Annotated in this window: 14 protein-coding genes, 1 tRNA gene and 1 riboswitch; of the genes, 6 read left to right on the top strand and 9 right to left on the bottom strand. The window is 68.0% G+C overall.

All coding sequences use genetic code 11. The annotated features are described in order from the left end of the window. Positions 1-21: 21 nt before the first annotated feature. The 3 genes from ACVWZ7_RS08000 to ACVWZ7_RS07990 form a co-directional block, all read right to left on the bottom strand. Positions 22-828, bottom strand: a complete 807-nt coding sequence (locus tag ACVWZ7_RS08000; RefSeq protein WP_456507517.1) for an aggregation-promoting factor C-terminal-like domain-containing protein — start codon at positions 826-828, stop codon at positions 22-24. Beyond that, a riboswitch (cyclic di-AMP (ydaO/yuaA leader) is annotated at positions 828-987 on the bottom strand. Its footprint overlaps the gene before it by 1 nt. A 181-nt stretch (positions 988-1,168) precedes the next feature. After that, entirely contained in the window at positions 1,169-2,833 is a 1,665-nt protein-coding gene (locus ACVWZ7_RS07995; RefSeq protein ID WP_456507516.1) for a HAMP domain-containing sensor histidine kinase, read from the bottom strand. Between the two features lie 3 nt (positions 2,834-2,836). After that, positions 2,837-3,577 (bottom strand): response regulator transcription factor, encoded by a 741-nt coding sequence (locus ACVWZ7_RS07990; protein ID WP_116768375.1) that lies wholly within the window; start codon positions 3,575-3,577, stop codon positions 2,837-2,839. Positions 3,578-3,827: 250 nt separating this feature from the next. On the opposite strand from ACVWZ7_RS07990, the gene ACVWZ7_RS07985 reads away from it, so the two are divergent. The 4 genes from ACVWZ7_RS07985 (at position 3,828) to ACVWZ7_RS07970 (ending at position 7,460) form a co-directional block, all read left to right on the top strand. Then, entirely contained in the window at positions 3,828-4,736 is a 909-nt protein-coding gene (locus tag ACVWZ7_RS07985; protein ID WP_456507515.1) for a hypothetical protein, read from the top strand. Between the two features lie 535 nt (positions 4,737-5,271). Next, a complete protein-coding gene (locus ACVWZ7_RS07980) occupies positions 5,272-6,135 on the top strand; it encodes a winged helix-turn-helix domain-containing protein (protein ID WP_091255892.1) in 864 nt (287 codons plus the stop codon). A gap of 100 nt (positions 6,136-6,235) precedes the next feature. Then, on the top strand, positions 6,236-6,763 hold the full coding sequence (locus ACVWZ7_RS07975; protein WP_091255894.1) for a SixA phosphatase family protein: 528 nt from the start codon (positions 6,236-6,238) through the stop codon (positions 6,761-6,763). Between the two features lie 139 nt (positions 6,764-6,902). Beyond that, positions 6,903-7,460 carry a hypothetical protein gene (locus ACVWZ7_RS07970; RefSeq protein WP_456507514.1) on the top strand — a complete coding sequence of 186 codons (558 nt, stop codon included), beginning with the start codon at positions 6,903-6,905 and terminating at the stop codon, positions 7,458-7,460. A 75-nt stretch (positions 7,461-7,535) separates the two neighbouring features. Here ACVWZ7_RS07970 and ACVWZ7_RS07965 read toward each other — a convergent pair whose 3' ends face one another. The 5 genes from ACVWZ7_RS07965 to ACVWZ7_RS07945 all read right to left on the bottom strand — a co-directional run bounded on the left by ACVWZ7_RS07965 (position 7,536) and on the right by ACVWZ7_RS07945 (position 13,249). After that, positions 7,536-8,219, bottom strand: coding sequence for a hypothetical protein (locus tag ACVWZ7_RS07965; RefSeq protein ID WP_456507513.1), 684 nt, complete (start codon positions 8,217-8,219; stop codon positions 7,536-7,538). An 8-nt stretch (positions 8,220-8,227) separates the two neighbouring features. Further along, entirely contained in the window at positions 8,228-8,890 is a 663-nt protein-coding gene (locus tag ACVWZ7_RS07960) for a TetR/AcrR family transcriptional regulator (RefSeq protein WP_456507512.1), read from the bottom strand. Beyond that, a complete protein-coding gene (locus tag ACVWZ7_RS07955; protein ID WP_456507511.1) occupies positions 8,887-10,959 on the bottom strand; it encodes a YhgE/Pip family protein in 2,073 nt (690 codons plus the stop codon). Before ACVWZ7_RS07955 ends, ACVWZ7_RS07960 begins: the two co-directional genes overlap by 4 nt. Beyond that, entirely contained in the window at positions 10,956-11,639 is a 684-nt protein-coding gene (locus tag ACVWZ7_RS07950) for an ABC transporter ATP-binding protein (RefSeq protein ID WP_456507510.1), read from the bottom strand. Before ACVWZ7_RS07950 ends, ACVWZ7_RS07955 begins: the two co-directional genes overlap by 4 nt. Before the next feature lie 104 nt (positions 11,640-11,743). Next, positions 11,744-13,249, bottom strand: a complete 1,506-nt coding sequence (locus ACVWZ7_RS07945; RefSeq protein ID WP_456507509.1) for a dihydrolipoyl dehydrogenase family protein — start codon at positions 13,247-13,249, stop codon at positions 11,744-11,746. A gap of 164 nt (positions 13,250-13,413) precedes the next feature. Here ACVWZ7_RS07945 and ACVWZ7_RS07940 point away from each other — a divergent pair, with 164 nt between their 5' ends. Next, the gene (locus ACVWZ7_RS07940; RefSeq protein ID WP_344362994.1) at positions 13,414-14,157 is read left to right on the top strand and encodes a FadR/GntR family transcriptional regulator; all 744 of its coding nucleotides are present in this window, start codon (positions 13,414-13,416) and stop codon (positions 14,155-14,157) included. Positions 14,158-14,350: 193 nt separating this feature from the next. On the opposite strand, the gene ACVWZ7_RS07935 is transcribed toward ACVWZ7_RS07940, so the two are convergent. Then, positions 14,351-14,424: transfer RNA gene (locus ACVWZ7_RS07935), tRNA-Arg, on the bottom strand. A gap of 277 nt (positions 14,425-14,701) precedes the next feature. Between ACVWZ7_RS07935 and ACVWZ7_RS07930 the strand changes: the two genes are divergently transcribed. Continuing rightward, positions 14,702-16,537 (top strand): phosphoenolpyruvate carboxykinase (GTP), encoded by a 1,836-nt coding sequence (locus tag ACVWZ7_RS07930; RefSeq protein WP_456507508.1) that lies wholly within the window; start codon positions 14,702-14,704, stop codon positions 16,535-16,537. The last annotated feature ends 110 nt before the right edge of the window (positions 16,538-16,647 follow it).

Raw genomic sequence — 16,647 nt, 5'->3', positions numbered from 1 at the left:
GCGCTGCTGGCTGGTGCCGGGTTAGTACCAGTTGTGGGACAGGTGGAAGTTCAGGGCGCCGCAGGGGGAGCCGTACCGCGTTTTGACGTAGTTCAGGCCCCAGTTGATCTGGGTCCGGTAGTTGGTCATGTAGTCCGCGCCGGCGCTCGCCATCTTCGAGGCGGGCAGGGACTGGACCACGCCGTAGGCGCCGCTGCTGGCGTTCGTGGCGGTGGTCTTCCAGTCCGATTCCTTGGTCCAGAGCTTCTGCAGGCACTGCATCTGGCCGGGTGCCCAGCCATAGCTGCCCAGCTGGGCCGCGGCGTAGGCCTGTGCCCCGGCGGGGTCGTCGATGGCGACCGGCGCCGGCGCCGGCGCGGGAGCCGCTGCGGGAACGGGGGCTGCTGCGGGAGCGGGCGCCGGTGCTGCCGCCGGGGCCGGCGCGGCCGGGGCAGCAGCGGCAGCGGGGGCGGGTGCCGGTGCTTCGGCGGGCTTGACCTCCGAGATCTGAGGTACCGCGCCGCTGGGTGCTGCAGCTGCCGGCGCGGCGACCTGGACCCGTTCAAAGTTCAGCTTGGCCAGGGGATCGGCCGTGGTGGCCGTTTGGGAGCTCGCAACAGTCGCCCCGTAGCTGCCGGGCTCTGCGGCCTGGCTGGCGGCGGCGCCGCCTGCCACGAGTACTGCGCAGGCGGCGGTGACGACGGCGGCGCGGCGTCCGGTGATGCCGAGCCCGGTGGCCAGTCGCGACAGGGCGGACGCCTGCGGGGCCGGTGCGGCACGGTGGCGCGACTTGCCGGCGCGGGAATGTGAAACGCCGTCAGGGCGCGTTTGTACCTGGAATTCAGTCATGATGGCCTCTCAACGCCTGCGGAGTTAGCTGTCGGGTTCGGATGAGGTCATCCGGCCGCACGGAATATCACGTGTCGGCTTCACCCCAAGGGCGCATGTGTGCAGAATGCCCGGGAACTCTGGGTCCCCCGCCTCTGCCTGGTCCAGCGGAATCCGGGAAGCGGCAGAGTTTGGCGTCCATCCGGATATGCGGCACAAATGGAGGCCGCACTCGAAAAACGGTACAGGACTCCTGGGCTTAAGTCACATTTGGGTAACGGCGGTCACAGGGGCGGCGTGTCGCGTTGCGCGGGATTCCCCGCGCGGGTGCCGGTAGCCGACCCTGTAGCCCCGGTGCCGGTTACGCCGACGGCGGTACGGCCGGGAGCCGTGCAGCGAACTCCGTCCGGCCTGGTCGGGACGTGACCTCGACGGTCCCCCCGTGGGCCTCCACGATCGACTGGACAATGGACAAGCCCAGCCCGCTGGTGCCCTCGGACGTCGGTGCGCCCGCGGTGGCATATCCGCTGCCATTGCTGCCGGTTGCACCCCCGGACCTGCCGGAAGCAGAGCCGGAAAGAGGACCGGTAGAAGAGCCGGAAGCGCCGCGGGCAGCGGACCCGGACCGGGCCCCCGCCGTCGCTGCCGCAGGGCTGCCTGCGGAGCTGGCTGCCGGATTGGTGCGCGACGCGTCAGCCCGCGCGAAGCGGGCGAAGACTCGGCCGACGAATTCGGGGGCGATGCCGCTGCCGTTGTCCGTCACAGTGACCACGGCGCTGCCGTCCGCCGAACGCATGACGCCCGTGACCACCTTGGTCCCCGGTGCCGTGTGCTTGCGCGCATTGGACAGGAGATTGGCGAGGACCTGGTGGAGTTGGGCCGCATCGCCGCGCACCACCACCGGCTCATCCGGCAGTTCCAGCTGCCAGATCCGGTCCGGGGCCATGACCTTCTCATCGCTCACGGTCTCGACGGCCAGTTGGGTGAGGTCGACGTCGGCGACCTTGAGCGGCTGCCCCTCGTCCAGGCGCGCCAGCAGCAGCAGGTCCTCCACCAGGGTGGTCATCCGCTCGGACTGGCTTTGGACGCGGGCCAGGGATTTCTCGCCGTCGGGCGTGAAGTGCTCGGTCATCCGCATCAGCTCCGTGTAACCGCGGATGGCCGTGAGCGGAGTGCGGAGTTCGTGCGAGGCATCGGCGACGAACTGCCGCACCTTCATTTCGCTCTCCTGCCGCGCCTCAAGGGCGTTGGAGACGTTGTCCAGCATCTGGTTCAGCGCGTAGCCCACGCTGCCCACTTCGGTGCCGGGGTGGGCGGCCGACGCCGGGACACGCACCCCGAGCGCCACCTCGCCGGCGTCGAGCGGCAGGCGGGAGACCTTGGTGGCCACCTCGGAAAGCTGCTCCAGCGGCTTCATGGTCCGCCGGATGACCGCCGTGCCGGCGAGGCCGATCAGCACCAGCCCGCCTGCGGACACGACCACCATGGTCCACACCAGCGAGGCCAGGGTGTCCTGCTTTTCCGCCAGCGGGAGCCCGGTGACAATCACGTCGCCATACGGTGCACGCACGGCCATGAGCCGGTACGCGCCGGCCGAGAGCGTCCGGTCCACCGGCACACCGTTCGGGGCCAGGGTGAGGAGGACGGCGTTGTCGTCGGGGGAGAGGCTCTTGCGGGTGGCGTCCCCGGCCAGGAATCCGGCGCTGCTGACCTCGCCGTCCGCCAAGCGGGCGTTGAGCGTTCCGACGCCCTGCCCCCGGGCCTCGAGGGGGTCGGGGCGGCCGCCGGAGCTGCCGGGCACGGGCCGGCCGAACTCGCTGGAGCGGTGCGATGCTTCGCCGAGCTGGTCATCGAGCTGCCGGGTCAGGAAGAGGTCCATGGAGGCGTAGCTGAACAATCCCACAGCGCCGCAGATGGCCACGAGCAGCCCCATGGCAACGAGGACCAGCCGGGTGCGCAAATGCCACGTGGACGGGTTGCGCCAGTCACGCCCGGGGACGCGGGTGACGCCGGAAAGGGTGGGCACGTATCAGTCCGCCGGCTTCAGGACGTAGCCGGCGCCGCGCACCGTGTGGATCATGGGCGCGTGGTTGGCGTCCACCTTCTTGCGGAGGTACGAGATGTAGAGTTCCACGATGTTCGCCTGGCCGCCGAAGTCGTAGTCCCAGACCCGGTCCAGGATCTGGGCCTTGCTGATCACCCGCTTGGGGTTCTCCATGAGGTACCGCAGCAGTTCGAACTGCGTGGCGGTCAGATGCAGCTCCTCGCCGGCCCGGGTGACTTCACGGGTATCGACATTGAGCACAAGGTCACCCACCACGAGTTCGGCGGTGTCCATGGCGGCCACCCCGGAGCGCTGGACCAGCCGATGCAGGCGCAGCAGGACCTCTTCCATGCTGAACGGCTTCGTGACGTAGTCATCGCCGCCGGCCGCCAGGCCGGTGATGCGGTCCTGGACGGCGTCCTTGGCGGTGAGGAACAATGCTGGAACCTCCGGCGCGAACGCGCGGATCCGGCTGAGCAGCTCGACGCCGTCGAACCCGGGAAGCATCACATCCAGCACCAGCACGTCGGGGCGGAACTCCTTGGCAAGCCGGACCGCGCTGGGCCCGTCGGCCGCCACGGCCACGGACCAGCCGGCCATCCGCAGGCCCATGCTCATGAGCTCGGAGAGGCTGGGCTCATCGTCCACCACCAGCGCGCGGATGGGGGAGCCGTCCGGATGCGTGAGCTGGGGAAGGTTGTTGGTCATGGAGTGCGAAGTGGCCATGGGACAACTCTCCGATCTGCCGGTTAGGCGGGGCTTTGGGGACCCTGTGCGGCACCTGTGAATCCCAGCCTAGCGAGCTGAACGCCTTTCCGGGCCCCGTCCGGGCTGCTTCGGAAGAACTGTGGGTAGCAGCCCGGCCGTCTGGTCCGCCGGAGGGTCACAGGCGCGGCTGTCGGCCCGCACAGCGCAGGCACAGGATCGCTCAGCACTCTGGAGTAAATATCGATCCGCATCCTGAAGGAGAAGCACCATGAGCGGTCAGCATCCCGGAGCCGGTTCCGGCCCAGTCCCTGAACCCACGGCACCCGCGCCCGTTACGACGCCTCAGGGAGTCGGGCCTCAAGCGGCCTGGCAGCATGACGCCCCGCCGTACGACGCCTCGCAGAGCCAGGCCGGTCAGCGCGGCGACGGCGCTCCCCCCGGCCGGGGCGCGCCCTCCGCTGATTCGACAGCTCCGGCCTCGGCCCCGGTCTGGGGCATGCCCGGTCAGGAACTGCCGGCCTCTCCAGCTGCCGGGTGGGGTGCCCCCGGAACCGGATCCAAAAACGCCTCAGCGGCCAAGCCCTGGACGCTCAAGCGGGGCCTCGCCGTCGCCGGGGCGGCAGCAGTCCTGGCGGTCGGCGCCGGGGCGGGCGTCTACGCCCTTACCTCAAGTTCTGCGGCATCCGCTGGCACGGCGGGCGGGGTAGGCGGTGCCCAGGGCCCCGGCGCCCAGGGTTTCGCCCCGGGCATGCCGGGATCCGCGCAGGGCGGAACCGCGGGCGGCGGAATGTCCGGGCAGGGTGGTCCCGGCAACTTCGCGGCCGGTGGAATGGGCGGGCTGAACTCAGCCGTGCATGCCGATTACGTCGTGCTGCAGGGAAGCGACTACGTCACCATGGCCGAGCAGATGGGGACGGTGAGCGCGGTCAGTTCGTCCTCCGTCACGGTCAAGAGCAGCGACGGCTTCACCCGCAGCTATGCACTGGGCAGTGACGTGGTGGTGAGCAATCTGCAACAGCGGCGCCAGCAGGCTGGTGGCGGCTCGGGCACGCAGCTGAGCGTGACGGACATCGTCGCCGGCGGGACGGTGCGGATCGTAGCGGCCAAAGATGGCTCCGGCTACACTGCAACGTCCGTCATGGTGGTGGCGGCGACCTCCACCGGTCAGTCCAACTGACCCCGCTGGGGCGCCCAGTGTTGCCGGGTCCGGCGGGCCCGGCAGCACGCCCACTCTGTGGACTGCGACGGCGGGGACGCCGGGTTTTGCCGATTCGACCTGCTGTGAACGATTTCCGCAGTTCAGCGACTCTCATCGAACATAATTCGGAGTGAAGCGCTTGCCGACCGCCGAGTCAAAAAAACACCTGTTATTTTATTACGCCGACCAAATTGTGATTTGCACTACACTTGCGGAATTCGTCTCACTATGTGGAACCTGCGGTCCATTGTTACTTGCACGTTCGCATTGTTACGTTGCACACTTCAATTGTGAACAAGAAACTCAACAGCACCTGCAGCTGCAGCTTCCTGGGTCAGCACACCCGCTGGTACCGAGATGCGCTGTTGTCGAATGCACGCCTAACTTTTACACCCCAAGAGTTTCTAGGCATTCGCCCCCCAGCCCAGAGTCGGGCGCCCCTCCCCAGTTTTCATTGCGGGGAAAGTAGCATTCGAGCCGCGATGACGGCCATTCACATTGAGGTAAGCATTCCATGTCAGTTGCATCCGGATACGTCCACATCTCCGTCCGTAACGCCAGCAAGGCCGGCCAGACCTCCGGGATCCGCCAGGGCTTTGGTGGCCGCTCCGCATTCGCACCCGCCGGTTCGGCCGGCACCTTCCCGGCCCCCGGATATGCAGCCCAGGGCTACAACCCTGACTCCTACGGTCAGCTCCGCGCCGTTCCGCCCGCCCCGGCCACTGCGCCCACTCCCGTGATCGCTCCGGGTGCCGGCAGCGCGGTCCGTCCTGCTCCCAGTGACAACGTCGCCCGCGGCTTCGTGCTGTACATGGGGATCGACGAGGAAACTGCGGCCGCCGCCGGCACCTCGATCGCCAAGCTTGCCCAGGAGATCCGGGCCTACGCCCAGTCCCTTGTTGCCGGCGCCGAAAGCTACGCCGCCGTCGCCGTCGCGCCGGCCAGCGCCCCGGGTTCCGCCCTCGACGTCGTCCGTTCGACGTTCGGCGACCCCACCGCCGCTGCCCGCCAGCGTACCGAGACCGCCCGCCTGCAGCAGCCGCAGGATCCGCGGCCGTCCGGTGTGCTGATCGATCTGGCCCGCCGTGAGGTGCACCTCGACGGCGAATCCCTGAACCTGACGTTCAAGGAATTCGAGCTCCTGAACTACCTTGTGGAGAACGGCACCCGCACCGTAGGCCGCGACGAGCTCCTCGAAGGCCTGTGGCGGAACGCCGAAGAGGTCCCCAACGAGCGGACCATCGACGTCCACATCCGCCGCCTGCGTTCCAAGCTCGGACGCCTGGCCAACACAGTCCGCACCGTCCGCGGCCAGGGCTACCGCTTCTACGAGCACCCCGAGGTCGTCGTCTGGGCCGCTCCGGAATACTCGATCTAGCCTTGGCTTCACGCAAAGCGTCCGTTTCTCCTACTACGGGGACGGGCGCTTTCGCTTTCGCGGCACGATCCCTCGGCGCCTGCCGCATTAGGATTGGGGCATGAGCGCGCATCACATCAAACGGCTGGTGATCATGAGGCACGCCAAGTCCGACTGGCCCGGCGGGGTGGCCGATCACGAACGGCCGCTCGAAGAGCGCGGCCACAGGGATGCTCCCGTCGCCGGAAAGTGGCTGCTCAAACACGACGTGGTCCCCGACTTCATCCTCTGCTCCAGCGCGCTCCGGACCCGCCAGACCTGCACCTGGGTGTGCCACGCGCTCGGTGACAAAGCGCCGACGCCGAAGCTTGAGGACGGCCTGTACGCCGCGTCCGCCTCGCGCATGCTGGCGGTGATCAACCACGTTCCGGATACCGTGAACACGCTCATGGTGATTTCGCACATGCCCGGTGTCCAGGACCTTGCCATGCACCTGGCGTCCCGGGATTCCGATCACGATGCGTACATGGACGCGGCCACCCGATATCCGACCAGCGGGCTGACCGTGCTGGAAACGGAGAAGTCGTGGGCCGAACTGGACGGGCAGGACGCCCGGCTCACCCATTTCAAGGTTCCGCGCGCAAAATAACCGCCCGGCTGCCCGGGCGATGATTCCGGATTCCATAGCTACCGGCTGCATTCTGCGGTTTACTGTTCCTGTTTGCTGATGTGGTTTTTCCAATGGTTTTGGGGCAGGTAAGGCAACCTCAGAGAAAAGGTGGATCAACGTGGATTCAGGGCAGCTCATAGGAATTATCATCGGCATCGTTGTGGTGCTGGCGATTGTCGCGGTCGCAGTCATGGTCAGCCGCAGGCGCAAGGTCGCCGCGGACCGGAATCGCGCTGCTGAAATGCGTGAACAGGCCAAAGCCGACGAGCTCACGGCGCGGGAACGCGAGGCCAAGGCGACGCGGGCCGAGGCGGACGCGCAGCAGGCCGAGCTTGAGGCCGAACGCCTGCGGCAGGAAGCCCGCAGCCGCCAGGAAGAAGCCGAAAAAGTCCGCTCCGGCGCGCAGGAGCAACTGCGCAAGGCCGACGAACTGGACCCCGACGTCGTCACGTCCGAGCACGACGATGCGGCAGCCGAGACCCCCACCCGGCGGAGTCTGCGGTCCGAGCCGGCCACCGGTGGGCCGGTCTCCGGTGAACCAGGGGCCGGCGAGCCGGTTCCCGGCGCGCGCGTTTCCGGTGAAGAGCGCAACCCGGACGACGTGACGCAAGCCGACACGGCCCAAACCCACACCACGGATACCAACCCGCCGGACGACAGGCCGCGAAACCTCTGAGCCCGGAATCAGGAACCCAAATTCCCGCGCCCGGAATTCCAAGGCCGGAATCCTGCGCTGGCCGCGGCGGCGTGATTATCGGCGGGCGGAATTCCGGGCGGGCGCTTTCGCACTGGGTGGCTTGGCGGGTGTTTTTGCTGCGGGTGACCGGACCGGTGATTTTGCCGCCGGTGATTTGACGGAGGGGACCCTCGCGGGTGCCTTTGCCGCAGACTTGGCGGCCGGCCGCGCAGCCGCCGGACGTGCGGTGGTTCCCCGCGCCGTCGTGCGCGACGCCGCCGGCCGCGGGCTTGCGGTCCTGGCCCCCGCGCCCCGTGAAACCGGCGCCGGACGGCGCCGTGGGGCCTGGCCGGGGGCGCGCCGGCCGCGGCTCCTGCCGGGCAGCGCGGTGCCGGCGAACAACAGCAGCAAGGTGACGGCTCCGGCGGCGCCGGCCAGATAGAAATACAAATCCGGGTGCGCGGAATCGACGCGTGTGGACAGGGCATTGGGGTCCGGGTTGAAGGCGAGGCCCCACTGGCGCAGGAAAGCGATTCCGAACGCGATGAAGAGGATGCTGCCGGCCCCGCTCGCCACGAGGGTCTTGTGCCGGCGCCGGATCACGACCTCGGCCACGCAGGCCACATAGGCCGCCGCCGACGCACCGAGGAACCACACGAACACGGTCTCGTTCAGGGTGATCCCGGTCAGGACCAGGAGGGCCCCGGCGGCGAGGAACGCTCCGATGGCGATCTTCCCGCTGATACCCATGTGACGCATGTGAATAATCATGCCTGAGCGGGCGGCTGCTTCACGACGTAGCCGCGCATGGAGGCCATAATTGCGGCCACACTCTGCTCGCGGGTCCGCTCCGGGTTGTAGGCGTGGCGGTCCAGTCCCACAACGAAACAGGCGCCGAAGATGGCCGTTTCGAGGCTTCCCCGGGACACTCCGGGGTCCACGGGATAGACGGCGGCGACTCCGTCGATGGCAGAGCCGATCACCGCGAGCAGGCGTCCGCGGAGCTCGGCGAAGGTGTCCTGCCATTCGCTGGGGGTCCGCCAGTTCTCGCTGACCCAGAGCCGGGCGAAGGACGGGTACTCGGCCATGAAGTCCATGGCCTGGCCGATCATCTCCTCCATGGCGGCGAGGGGATCGGCGGAGTCGTCCCGGACGCTCAGGAGCCGCGCCATGAGGATGTCCACACCGTGGCGCAGCAGCTGGGCAATAAGGTCCGATTTGCTGCCGAAGTTGTAATACACCGTGCCCTTGGACACCCCGGCGGCCGTTGCGATCTCGTCGACGGTCACGCCCGCCGCACCCCGTTCGCCGATCAGTTCCATGGACGCTTCGAACAGCTTCTGCTTTGTGGCGTTGGTGCGGCCGGGACGGAGCTTCTTCTCCGGATCCCCGGGGCCCGCCGTGCTGCCGCCGCGTGGGCTGTTGGTCATACGGCGATCTCCGGTTTCAGCGTCTTGAGGGTCCAGTACTTGTTCTTGCGGACGGCCGCGGTTGACATGGCCAGTCCCAGCAAAGTGTAGCCAACCAGACCGAGCATGGTGGGCAGGATGATCGCGAGGTCGGCCCCGTAAATCAGGTGCCGCATGCCGCTGACCACGTAGCCCATGGGCAGGATCTGGTGCACGACGTGTAAGGGCTCCGGCGTGGTCTGCCAAGGGAACGTGCCGCCGGAGGACACCAGCTGCAGCACCAGCAGGATGAGCACCACGAGCTTGCCGGGCGAGCCCAGCAGCGCCACGACGCCCTGGATGATGGCGCTAAACGCCATCGCGGCCGCCAGCATGAGGAACCACATCAGTACCGGATGGGCGGGGTCCAGTCCGAGCCCCACGTCCACCACGAGGGTCAGCAGGCTTGCTTGGACGGCGGACACCGCCAGGAATGGAAGCCAGCCGCCCGCAGCGATTTTCCAGGCGGGCGCGTTGGAGGCCAGCGCGCGCTGGGTGACCGGGCGCATGGCCTGGACCAGCATGAAGACGCCGATCCACAGGGCCAGCGTAAGGAAGAACGGCGCCAGCCCGGCGCCGTAGGACCCGGCCTTGGCCTGAGAGACATTGCTGACCGCGACGGGGTCGGCCATGACCTTGGAGAGGCTGTCCTTCTGTGCGTCGTCCGGGTTGGGTACCTTGCCGGCGCCCTGGGCGAGTTCCCCGGCGAGGGTTCCCGCGCCGTCGGAAGCAGTGGCCGCGCCGGTCTCCAGCTGGGCGGCGCCGTCGTCGAGTTTCTGGGCTCCCTGCACGAGCTTGCCGGCGCCGTCCATGGCATTCTGCTGGCCGGCGGCGAGGGTGGCGGAACCGCTGGCGAGCTGGTCCGCCCCGGCGGAGGCCTTGGCGACGGCGTCGCTGAGGGCGGGCGCCGCACCGGCCAGCTGCGAGGCACCGGCGCTGACGGCGGCGGAACCGTCGGCGAGTTTCTGGACCTGGGTGGCGGCCGTCTGCAGTTTCGCGGCGGAAGCGGCAGCAGCCGGCGAGGGCGCGGCCGGCGCGGGGGTGGCGTCGACGTCGGCCACGACCGCATCGGCCTGCTCCTGGGTGAGGACTCCGGCGGCGACCAGGTGGCCGGTCGATGCCACCACCCGGCTCCGCTGGCCCTGCGCGGCGGCTTGTTGCGCGGCCTGGTTGGCGGCGGCGAGCTGTCCGGGGATGGACTGCATCGCGGTATTGAGTGCGGCGTTGCCGGCGGCCACCTGGGCGGCGCCGTCGGCCAGTTGCTGTGCGTTGGCGGGCAGGGCGGCCGTCTTGTCCTTGAGCTGGGTGAGGCCGCCGCTGAGCTGGCCGGCCCCGGTACTCAGGGACGTGGCGCCGTCCCGGAGTTTGACTTCGCCGTTGTAGAGCTCGGTGGCGCCGCTCTTGAGCTCGCCGGTGCCTTGGTGCAGGCTCACCGTGCCGTCATGGAGGCGGGCGACGCCGTCGGCCAGCTGGCCTGCGCCGTCGGAGGCCTTGAGCATCTGCGTGTGGATGGTGCCGAACCCGGTGAGGAGCTGGTTGGCGGTCTCCTCGCCCACCTCCTTGGCGACCGTCGTGTGCACGGCCGTGGTGAGTTTGTCCACGATGGTGCTCAGGAGGTAGTTGTTGGCGTCGTTGGTGGTGACGTTGAGCATGGCCTGGTTGGCGGCGTCGAAGCTGCCGGGCGAGGCCAGGTTCGCGGAAAAGTCCTTCGGGATCTTCAGGGCGAACCCGTAGGTGCCGTTGCTGACGCCCTGGTCGGCTTCCGCTGTGCTGGCGACCGTCTTCCAGTTGAAGACGTGGCCGTCCACAAGGCTTTCGGCCACCTTCCGGCCGGCCTCGAGCCGGGTGCCGTCGGCGGACGCGGCGCCGGAGTCCTCGACCACCAGGGCCGCATCGATCTGGTTCAGCTTGCCGTACGGATCCCAGTTCGCGTAAAGGTACACGGCGCCGTAGAGCAGCGGGACCAGGGCCAGGGCCAGGATGGTCAGCTTGGGCAGCAGACCGCCGGTCATTCGTTTGAGCTCGGAGCGGGCCAGCCGCAGCACAGTCACTTTGCGTCCTCGGTTTCGGGTAGGAAGGTTTCAGCGGGGCGGGTGTCGTCGGGCTCGGGGACTGCGTTGCCGATCACGGCGGCGGGCCCGGTCCAGCCGTCCGGAATGCGGGTGACGGTAGCGACGACGGCGAGCGGCCGCCCGGCGTCGTGCGCCAGTTCCATCAGCCGCGGCAGCCAGTCGGAGGCGTCGCCGCTGTGCCGGTCGGGGGAGTCCATCACGAGCAAGCTCGTGTCCGGATTGGCGAGGGCGAGCGCCGTGAGCAGTTCGACCCGCCGGCCGGCCGGCAGTTGCTCGGCCCAGAGCCCTGCGATGTCCTCGAAGTTGTTGAGCTTCAGCCACGGGGTGCTGCGCAGGGCGCCGCGGTGGCGGCGCGGGATCAGGGACAGATCCTCTGTGACGAGGTCGCGGACGCTCAGGTGCTGCTCGGGCTCGTTGACGCCGGGGGAGTCGACCACGTTGCTGGCCTGCCGGAGCGCCTTGATCCGGCCGCTGCCGTCCCAGCCGATGTTCCCCGAGGAGGGCCTCATGCGTCCGGTCAGGGCCAGGGCGAGGGCCGTCCTCTGGTCCTGGCGGGGGCCTTCGACGAGCAGGAGTTCACCGCGCGCGGCCTCCAGCGAGGTCGGCGGCAGCAGGTCATCCCGCCGGCCGGTCACGGAGAGTTGTTGTACGCAGAGCAAAGCTTGCCTTTCGCAGAAACGGTGTCTGCTCCAAGGCTAACTAAACTGACCGGTCAGTTCAAATAAGATGCCGGTGATGTGATGAACGAGACGCGCCGGCAGGTTCAGAGGCCGTAGGCCTCCAGCAGGCGGAGCCAGACCTCGCTGATCGTCGGATAGGAGGGCACGGCATGCCACAGCCGGTCCAGCGGCACTTCCCCCACGATCGCGATGGTGGCCGCGTGCAGGAGTTCTGCAACATCCGGGCCGGCGAACGTGGCGCCCAGCAGCACCTTGCGGTCCTCATCGATGACCAGCTGCGCCCACCCTTCGTAGTTTTCGGCGTGCAAGGAGGAACCGGAAACCTGGATGGGAAGCTCCACGGTGGAGGCCCGGAAGCCGTCCTTCTCGGCCTGCGCCTTGGTCCGGCCGACGTTCGCCAGTTCCGGGTCGGTGAACACCACGTTGGGCACCGCGTGGTCATAGGCCGTCTGGGCAAAGCCGGTCCACGGTGCCGGCTCGCCGGTGAGCTCACCCTTGGCACGGGCGGCAATGGCGTCGCCGGTGGCCCGGGCGCCGTACTTGCCCTGATGCGTCAGCATGGCCCGTCCGGCGGCGTCGCCTGCCGCGTACAGCCACGGGCTGCCGGACACCTCGTTTTCCGCGGCGCGGTGGACTAGGCCGGTGGAATCGGTGGTGAGCCGCAGCGGGCCGCCCTCCGGCGCGGAAATCCCGACGCTGTCCAGGCCGATCCCCTCGAGGGCAGGGTGCCGGCCGGTGGTGACCAGCAGTTTGTCGGCCGTGAGGCTCGCGCCCGCGGCTGCCCCTGCGCTGGCGCCGGTACCGCCCCCGGACCCGCCGTCGAGCACGAGCGTGAGGGAACCGTCGTCGTTCTCACTGACGCTGCGTGTACCCGTATGGAGGCGGAGGTCGACGCCGTCGGCGCGCAGTCCGGCAGCGACCAGTTCGGCGGCCGGCTCCGGGAAGGCGCCCAGGAGGGCGCCGCGGGCAACGAGCGTCACGGCCGCGCCAAGACGGGCGTAGGCCTGGGCCAGTTCGACGCCGGCCACCCCGCCGCCGAGCACGGCGAGCCGCTCGGGAACTTCGCGGGCGGACGTCGCCTCCCTCGTGGTCCAGTATTCGATGTCTTGGAGTCCCTCGACCGGGGGCTGGTTGGGGGTGGATCCCGTCGCAACCACCACAGCGTGCCGGGCCGTGAGCGCGTAGCTGTTGCCGTCCAGCCCGGCCACCTCCACCTGCCGCGGGGCGGTGATCCAGCCGTGGCCGCGGATCAGATCTATCCCGGTGTCTTCCACCCATTTGACCTGGCCGTCGTCCTGCCAGTTCGAGGTGAAGTAGTCCCGGCGCTTAAGGACGGCGGCCACGTCCAGGGTTCGGGTGACGGCCTCCAGGGCGCCGGGGACGGTCTGCGCGCCGTGCAGCGCGGTGCCCGGCCGCAGAAGCGCCTTCGACGGCATGCACGCCCAGTAGGAACACTCGCCGCCCACCAGTTCAGCCTCGATCAGGACCGCCGTCAGGCCGCCGCGGACCGCGCGGTCCGCGACATTTTCCCCGACCGCGCCCGCGCCGATCACAATGACATCGAATTCCCGCTCGAGCCGTAACGTCATGGCACCAGCCTACGCCGGGGCCGTGACGCGCTCGGGGCGGGTGCTGGGGCAGGCGCTTCGTGCACCGTCGAGGCCGGGGCCCGGCGTAATGTGCCGGGAAAAGCCCTTTGCAGGACCGGGGACCATCGATACTGTTGGGACCATACTTGGGGGAGGAGGCGGCCATGGCCGCAGGAAATATCACAGCAGGCAAGACCATACCGATGGCGAGGTTCAGTGCGCAGGCCCGGCTCCGGGCGCTTCAGGCGGACATCCTGGAGCTGATCCTCGAACGCGATCTTGTCGCCGGGGACCCGCTGCCCACGGAGAGCGAGCTCACCGCCGCTCTCGGCGTCGGCCGCAATACGCTGCGGGAATCGCTGAAGGCGCTCCAGGCGGTGGGAGTCATTGAGATCCGGCACGGCTTCGGCATGTTCGTGGCCCCGAGCAATTTCGAGGCACTGACCGACGGCCTCACTTTCCGTGCGCGGTTGTCGCTGCGCCACCACGGCGAAGAAGCGATGCAGCTCGTCGATGTCCGGCAGGCGCTCGAATCCGGCCTGGTCGGTGCCGCGATGGACAAGATCACGCCCGAACAGCTGGCCGCGGTGGAGGAATCGGTGGAGCGCATGGAAGCCTCGGCCGCTGCCGGGGAGCCCTTCATCGAAGCCGACGCGGAGTTCCACCGCCGGCTGTTCGAGCCGCTGAACAACGAGCTCCTGATCAGTCTCATGGATGTTTTCTGGAAGGTCTACCGCCGGATCCACCTTGAGGTCGGCAGCCTGTATGCGGTGGACCTCCACGAAACCGCCGCGCTGCACAGGGAGATCTACGAGGCTGTTGCCTCGGCGGACAAAGTCCTCGCTGCCGAGCGGCTCAACAGCCATTTCGATGGAATCCGCAGCATCATCGCCCAGACAACGGCCTGATCGCCTGACGGCCTGGCCGCCTGATTCGCCGTCAACCGGCGACGACCCGCATCGATTGCTCCGTAACTGCCCTTTTGACCCGTCAGAAGGGCAGTTACGGAGCAATCGACGGTTAGCGGACTGCGGGCCGAGGCTTAAAATAGAAGATCCGCCCCGGCGAACCGGGGCGGATCTTCTTCTTCTTCTTCTTCTGTGCGCCCAAAGGGATTCGAACCCCTGACCTTCTGTTCCGTAGACAGACGCTCTATCCAGCTGAGCTATGGGCGCATTCTCGGCTCTTGGAGAACTTCTCGCTCCCCGAACCTCGAATTACTTTACGCGAGCCCGGGCCCAGTTACAAATCGAAACGGGTGTAATTTGGGCAACTAGACCGGTCTACGTGACCTTAGTCACAAAAAGTGCTACTGTTCACCGGTAAATTCCTTGGATTTCCGCGGGTTTTGATTCGCGCAGCCCTGGTCATCCCATGTCCGAGCCCAAAATCGGCACCGTGGCGAGCCCTAGCATTTAGGACACACCACTGAACCCGAGGAAGGGAACCGTAATGGGAGATCTGGCGCGACTGCCGTTGCTTGAAAAGGCACCCACCACACATGCCGGTCTGCTGGCATGGGTTGAAGAGGTGGCTGAACTGACTCAGCCGGACCGGATCTACTGGGTTGACGGCTCGGAAGAGGAAAACACCCGGCTGACCGATGAGCTCGTTGCCGCGGGCACCCTGACCCGGCTGAACGAGAACCTGTTCCCCAAGTCCTTCGCGGCCTTCTCCGACCCGGCCGACGTGGCACGCGTCGAAGAGCAGACCTTCATCTGCTCCGAGAACAAGCGCGATGCAGGGTTCACCAACAACTGGATGGCACCGGCGGAGATGAAGGAGAAGCTGCGCGGCCTGTTCGCCGGCTCCATGCGCGGCCGCACCATGTACGTCATCCCGTTCGTGATGGGCCACCTGGACGCAGAGGACCCCAAGTTCGGCGTGGAGATCACGGACAGCGCCTACGTTGTCGCCTCCATGCGCATCATGGCGACCATCGGCGCCGAGGTCCTGGACAAGATCACCGCCACGAACGCGTTCTTCGTCCCCGCCCTGCACTCCCTGGGCGCACCGCTGGCCCCGGGGCAGGCCGACGTCGCATGGCCCTGCAACCCGGACAAGTGGATCGTGCACTTCCCGGAGGAGCGCTCCATCTGGTCCTTCGGCTCCGGCTACGGTGGCAACGCCCTGCTCGGCAAGAAGTGCTACGCCCTGCGCATCGCCTCGGTAATGGCCCGTGACGAAGGGTGGCTGGCCGAGCACATGCTCATCCTCAAGCTGACCTCGCCGGAAAAGAAGAACTACTACGTCTCCGCCGCCTTCCCCTCCGCCTGCGGCAAGACCAACCTCGCCCTGCTGGATCCGACCATCGAGGGCTGGGAAGTCGAGACCCTCGGCGACGACATCACCTGGATGCGGATCGGCAAGGAAGGCGAACTGCGCGCCACCAACCCGGAGGCGGGCCTGTTCGGCGTCGCCCCCGGCACCGGCTGGGGCACCAACCCGAACGCTATGCGTGCCATCGCCAAGGGCCACAGCATCTTTACCAACGTGGCCCTCACGGACGACGGCGGTGTGTGGTGGGAAGGCATGACCGACGAGGTCCCGGCGCACCTGACCGACTGGCAGGGCAACTCCTGGACGCCTGATTCGGACAAGCCCGCGGCCCACCCGAACTCCCGCTTCTGCACCCCGATCTCCCAGATCGACATGCTGGCCGAGGAGTACTACAGCCCCGACGGCGTGGAGCTTTCCGCCATCCTCTTCGGCGGCCGCCGCAAGACCACGGTTCCCCTGGTGACCGAGGCCCGCAGCTGGACCAACGGCATCTTCATGGGCTCCACCCTGTCCTCCGAGACCACGGCCGCGGCCGCGGGCCAGGTGGGCGTGCTCCGCCGGGATCCCATGGCCATGCTGCCGTTCATCGGCTACGACGCCGGCGACTACCTGAAGCACTGGATCAGCGTTTCGTCCAAGGCCAACCCGGCACGGCTGCCCAAGATCTTCCTGGTCAACTGGTTCCGCCGCACGGCCGACGGTGACTTCGCGTGGCCCGGGTTCGGCGACAACGCGCGTGTCCTCAAGTGGGCCATCGAGCGCATCGAGGGCAAGGCCGACGCCGTCGAGACGCCCATCGGGTTCGTGCCGGCCGGCCACGCGCTGGACCTTACCGGTCTGGACCTGACCCACGCCCACGTTGAAGACGCCGTCCGCGTCGACCCGCAGGAGTGGGCCACCGAGCTGGCCTCGATTGAAGAGTGGTACGCCAAGTTCGGCGACTCCCTGCCCGAGGCCCTGCGTACCGAGCTGGAAGGCCTGAAGGCTCGCATGGCAGCCCAGCAGTAACAAGTACCGGTCAACGAACGGCGGGCCCCGCACCTTGCGAAAGGTGCGGGGCCGCCGTCGCGCTCTCATCGATTGCTCCGCAGCGGCCCTTTTGACCCCTCAGAAGGGCA

The sequence above is a fragment of the Arthrobacter sp. TE12232 genome (assembly GCF_054062615.1).
Note: the sequence above shows the minus strand (reverse complement) of the source record. Positions and strands in the feature narration are given on the sequence as shown.

Bases quoted from the DNA above. Each gene is read 5' to 3' on its own strand.
- ACVWZ7_RS08000 (WP_456507517.1), bottom strand. From the start codon at position 828: ATGACTGAATTCCAGGTACAAACGCGCCCTGACGGCGTTTCACATTCC.
- ACVWZ7_RS07990 (WP_116768375.1), bottom strand. From the start codon at position 3,577: ATGGCCACTTCGCACTCCATGACCAACAACCTTCCCCAGCTCACGCAT.
- ACVWZ7_RS07985 (WP_456507515.1), top strand. From the start codon at position 3,828: ATGAGCGGTCAGCATCCCGGAGCCGGTTCCGGCCCAGTCCCTGAACCC.
- ACVWZ7_RS07980 (WP_091255892.1), top strand. From the start codon at position 5,272: ATGTCAGTTGCATCCGGATACGTCCACATCTCCGTCCGTAACGCCAGC.
- ACVWZ7_RS07975 (WP_091255894.1), top strand. From the start codon at position 6,236: ATGAGCGCGCATCACATCAAACGGCTGGTGATCATGAGGCACGCCAAG.
- ACVWZ7_RS07965 (WP_456507513.1), bottom strand. From the start codon at position 8,219: ATGCGTCACATGGGTATCAGCGGGAAGATCGCCATCGGAGCGTTCCTC.
- ACVWZ7_RS07960 (WP_456507512.1), bottom strand. From the start codon at position 8,890: ATGACCAACAGCCCACGCGGCGGCAGCACGGCGGGCCCCGGGGATCCG.
- ACVWZ7_RS07945 (WP_456507509.1), bottom strand. From the start codon at position 13,249: ATGACGTTACGGCTCGAGCGGGAATTCGATGTCATTGTGATCGGCGCG.
- ACVWZ7_RS07940 (WP_344362994.1), top strand. From the start codon at position 13,414: ATGGCCGCAGGAAATATCACAGCAGGCAAGACCATACCGATGGCGAGG.
- ACVWZ7_RS07930 (WP_456507508.1), top strand. From the start codon at position 14,702: ATGGGAGATCTGGCGCGACTGCCGTTGCTTGAAAAGGCACCCACCACA.